The following is a 4,825-nucleotide window of genomic DNA, read 5'->3' as shown; positions in this document are numbered from 1 at the left end:
CCCGTTCTCTCATGCCCGCGACCGCACCCGAACCTCCGTCCAGACGATCACCCGCTGCCACTCGAACAAGATTCGGTTAGCCACAACGCACTCAATCAACGAATTCCCGGCGCAGGACACTAGACCCACAGGTCAGACCATCACCAACCCAGTGATCCACAGCGAATTTGCCGGACTGGTGTCCGGGCGGCTGGAGCGGGCTCTGTAACGAGCGCGGGGCCCTGGGCGCCCTGGGCGCCGCAGGGCCCCGCGCGGGTCACTTGGGCAGGTCGCCCTCCCCGGTCGCCCAGCGGGTGTCGGGCGTTGTGCCGAGCTGGAAGTCCAGTCTGCCGCCGGACAGCGTCAGGGACCGGCCGACCCAGGAGCGGTTCAGGTCGCGGCCGTTCAGACGGGCGCCGTCGACGTAGTGGTGCGTGTCGTCGGCCGCGGGCGCGGTGACGACGATGTCCGCCCGGTCGGACCGGTGCAGGACCGCCCTCGGGAAGACCGGGGCGCCGAGGAGCAGGTCCGCGCTGCCGGGGGTGCGGGGGTAGATCCCGAGAGCCGCGAAGACGTACCAGGCGGACATGGTGCCGAGGTCGTCGTTGCCGGGCAGTCCCGCGGGGCCGGTGCCGTAGACGGTGTCCAGGATCTGGCGGACTGTCGCCTGGGTCTTCCAGGGCTGTCCCAGCGCGTTGTAGAGCCAGGGTGCGTGGATGCCGGGCTCGTTGGTCGGGTCGTAGCGCAGTGGGTCGCCGCCCTTGACCGACCAGGAGCCGTCGGCGTTGTGGAAGAACCCGTCGAGGCGGGCGGCGGCCCGGTCCCGGCCGCCCATGACGGAAGCGAGCCCCTGGACGTCCTGCGGCACCATCCAGGTGTACGTCGCGCTGGTGCCCTGGGCGAAGCCGAGGTCGCTGCCGGGGCTGAACGGCGTCACCCAGCCGCCGTCCAGCTTGCGGGCCTGCGCGTAGCCGGTGCCGGGGTTGAAGACGTTGCGCCAGTAGGCGCCGCGCTCCGTGAACTCCTTGGCCTCCTTGTCACGGCCGAGCAGCTTCGCCCACTGGCCGAGCGCGGAGTCGGCGATGGAGTCCTCCAGCGTCTCGGCGGCGCCACCCCAACAGTGGCACACGTCTTGGGCGGCGTAGTGCGAGCTCATGTACTGGGCGAGGTTGGGGCGTTCGCCCACGCATTGTCCGGGACAGCCGGCGTCGGACAGCTCGTCCGCGTTGGGCACGGTCGCCTGGTGCACCAGGGAGTCGAAGGCCCCCTGGTAGTCGAAGTTGCGCACGCCCATGGCGTAGAAGGTGGCCAGGGTCGCCGCGGTCGGGTCGCCGGTCATCACATGGGTGGCTCCGCTGATGTGCACCCAGCGGTCCCAGACTCCGCCGTTCTGCTGGGCGAAGTTGTAGAGGGACTGGGCGAAGTCGCCAGCCACGCGGGGCTTGAGCAAGGCGAGCAGCTGGATCTGGGCGCGGTACTGGTCCCAGCCGGAGAAGTTGCTGTACTGCGCCAGCTGACCGCGTGCCAGCCGGTGCACGGCCTGGTCCATGCCCCGGTAGCGGCCGTCGGCGTCGCTGATCACACCGGGTTGCATCAGCGCGTGGTAGAGCGCCGTGTAGAAGGTGGTACGGCGGTCCGCGCCGCCGCCGTCGACACGGACAGAGCTGAGTTCGCGGTCCCATGCGCGGGCACCGGCCTCGGCGACGTCGGTCACGCTCGCCCTCGGCGCGATCTCGCTCCGGAGGTTGTTCTCGGCTCCCGCGAGACTGACGTACGAGATGCCGAGGTGCATGGTGACATCGTTGTCAGAGCTGGTTTCGAAGCCGACCCAGCCGCCGGAGCCGCGTCCCGCGCGGTCCGCGCCGGTCGCATATCCCTCGCCGCCGGAGGCGGTCGTGGACCCGGGAGACAGCGTGGCGTCGTGCCAGGTGCCGACCGACGAGAAGGCGCGGTCGAAGGACGCGCTGAAGTAGAGGCGGTAGTAGGTCTTGCGGTTGTTGTTGGGGGTGCCGCCGTTGCCGCGGCGTCCGCAGAACGCGCCGGTGAGGACGGAGCCGGTCACCTTGCGGTGGGCGGCGTCGATGTCGATGTGCGCGTCCTCGCTGCCGTTGAGCGAGTTGGACACGCGGAAGAGCAGGTTCGCCGGGCGGCCGGCCGGGAAGGTGAAGTCGGCGACTCCGGCGCGCTTGCTGACGGCGAGGTCGGCGGTGGCGCCTGAGTCCAGACCGAGCGTGTAACGGCCGGGCACGGCCTTCTCGTCGGCATGCGAGAAGTTCGACGCGTAGGTGGCGTCCTTGGTGTCGGCCGACGGCGAGGACGTGACGTCGCCGACGAACGGCATGATCGGAACGTCCCCGGCCGCGCCCGGGTTGCACCCGGCGCCGTTGACATGGGTGAGGCTCAGCCCGCGTATGCGGGTCACGTCGTACTGGTAGCCGTTGGCCGCGCCCGTGCTGGTCTGGTCGCCCCTGGTGCTGGTGGGCGACCAGCCGATCATCCCGTACGGCAGTGTGGCGCCGGGGTAGGTGGTGCCGCTGTTCTTGGAGCCGATCAGCGGGTCCACGAGCGACGAGGGGCGCTCGGCGGCGGTCGGTGCTGCGGTCGAAGGGATGGGTACGGCCGCGGCGAGCACGGTGGTGATCACCACGGCAGCGGTTTTGGCGCCGAAGCGTCTGGCTGTGTCCGGTTGGGAGTGGCGCATGCGTCGAGTCGCCTTTCTGTGTGGGGGCATGAAGGCGAGGCGAGGCTAAGTGGCTGACTGGCGGTGAGGCAAGGGGCGGCCAGGGTGCGAGCGTTGAAGTCCTGGTGAACGTTTGTCCGACGGGGCGCCCGGTTTGCCCCGTGAGTCCGTCGTCGGGGCTCGCCGCCGGGCCGGCTCCGGTCGTGGTGGCGGTGGTGGGCTTCGGGGCGGGTCCCTCGGGGGACCCGGGGCGGCCCCGCAGGGCCGAGGCGAGCGCGGACACCAGGGCCATGCCGACGGCGACGCCGAAGACCACGGTGAGGCCCTGGTGGAAGGGGCCCGAGAGCAGTCGCGGGAAGAAGTGTCCGGTCAGCACCTTGCGCTGCGCCGGGGTCGGTGATGCCAGGGACCCCGTCGAGCCGAGCAGATGGCCGATCGGGTTGTCGCCGAGGAACGTCGCGAACAGCGTGCTCACCGGCGGCAGCAGCGCGGCCCGAGCGGCCCCTGTTAACTCCGGCCCCTGAGGCGGCCGCTTGGTCTGCCAGCGCGGAATCCCGGTCCCTCATTGGTCTGCCGTCTCGGTCGGGGCCACGGCAGGCGCATCGGGCTCATCGCTCGACGTCGCGAGGCAGGAGCACCACGTCCTCCAGGTCCTCGGCGAGCGCCAGGGCGGGGTGGAGGGCGAAGAGGCGGTCGTCGCGGTCGTGTTCCAGCACCTCCTGGGCCCGTCACCCGGTAGGTCACCGTCCCCCTGGCCACGTGCAGGCGTCGGGCGCCCTCCACGAGGCTGCGCTCGGCCCGAAGGTAGTGGTACAACGTGGTCCGCAGGGCCTCCATCGGTGCGCTGTGGAGCGGCTCCACAAGTCTTCCAGCACGACGGCTCGCACCACCTTCCCCAGGTCGAAGCAGCGTCCAACCACAAGGCGACGGCGCTTGTACGGCAGCGGAACACCGCGTGTGTCGACTCAACCAACCCGAAACGGCCTGCGTCGCGGCCTTCGATAGCCACCCTGGCATTGCGGTCGTCACTCGCTTTTCGGCGCATGGCCTATCCGGAGCCCGGGGCCTGGCCAAGATCGGCGACGACCGGATCCGGTCCGCGAGCTTGTCGAACTGGGTGGCCACCGCCCGGCTCCGCTTCAGCCGGGTGATGCCGCATTCTTCCGCGTGCCGGGCCTTGTAGTCCTCGCGGTCGAAGGCCGGAGGCTGCCCGCCAACGTCCCCCCGCGCTTGCGGTGGCCGGCCTGGTCGGACGGTTCCGGGATCGTGCAGTGGATCCCGCGCCGCCGCAGATACGCACGGTTCGCGCGTGAGGAATGAGCCTTGTCGCCCTGGACCCGCACGGGACCAACCCGTGGCCGCCCCGTCCCGAGGCGAGGAACCTGGATGGCTTCCCACACGGGTTCCGTTGCAGATCGAGAGAAGATGGTCAACGACAGCGAGGACGTCTCATGCGTCACGCGGGGTGGGCGCCGACCGCTGTTCCTCGTCGGGCGATGCGACGAGCCGACGCACTTCATCGACGACTTCGGCAAGATCCGTTACGGAGTGCACGTGTTACTCCAGTGTCGAGCCGCCGCTGAACGAGCAGCGGATGGGACGAGTTGCGTTGTCTATCGGTCGGCGGAGCCGTGTGCCCCTGTGTGAGCGGGTTCGGTCGCACCGGTCGGGCCCTGCAGAGCCCCCCTCCGCCAGTAGCCGTGCTCTGCACGGTCCGGGCGGCGCCCGGGGGTTCCGAGTTCTCCGGTGCGACTGTGGTCGGACTGGGCACCGCAGGGGTGCTGGCAGCAGGGGCGACGGCGGTCGGGCCGTGTTCGGCGTCTGCCCCGTTCTTCGGTGCGGTTGTGGTGGGGCTGGGCGTCGCAGGGTGGGTGGCAGCCGGGGTGACGGGGCGCGGGCCGTGTCTGGTGTCTGCCCCGGGCAGGGTGGTGGCCACAGTGACCGTGCAGGCCACGACCGCGAGCGTGCTCGCCGCGGCAAGCACCACGCGGCGGCGCCGGATGCGGCGGCCACCGGTCACGGCCGCGTCGACGACGCTGGGCAGGGGCGGCTCCGGCCGCGCGCCGAGGAACTAGATGAATGAGTCCAAGGGATGACCTGCGGACATAGGACGAGGGCGTCCAGAGTCTGTGTGTGAAGACCGACTTGGACACCCTCGCGACAGCA

The 4,825-nt window shown here is 70.5% G+C and carries 2 protein-coding genes; one reads left to right on the top strand and one right to left on the bottom strand.

All coding sequences use genetic code 11. The annotated features are described in order from the left end of the window. On the top strand, positions 1 to 208 hold a 208-nt coding region (locus ACIQZO_RS40335), incomplete at its 5' end, for a hypothetical protein (RefSeq protein ID WP_403636384.1). Between the two features lie 48 nt (positions 209 to 256). Here the strand turns inward: ACIQZO_RS40335 and ACIQZO_RS40330 are convergent. After that, a complete protein-coding gene (locus ACIQZO_RS40330) occupies positions 257 to 2,680 on the bottom strand; it encodes a GH92 family glycosyl hydrolase (protein WP_403636382.1) in 2,424 nt (807 codons plus the stop codon). Positions 2,681 to 4,825: the final 2,145 nt, after the last annotated feature.

This window comes from Streptomyces sp. NPDC097617 (assembly GCF_044761485.1).
In the GTDB taxonomy this organism is placed as follows: Bacteria; Actinomycetota; Actinomycetes; order Streptomycetales; family Streptomycetaceae; genus Streptomyces.
Note: the sequence above shows the minus strand (reverse complement) of the source record. Positions and strands in the feature narration are given on the sequence as shown.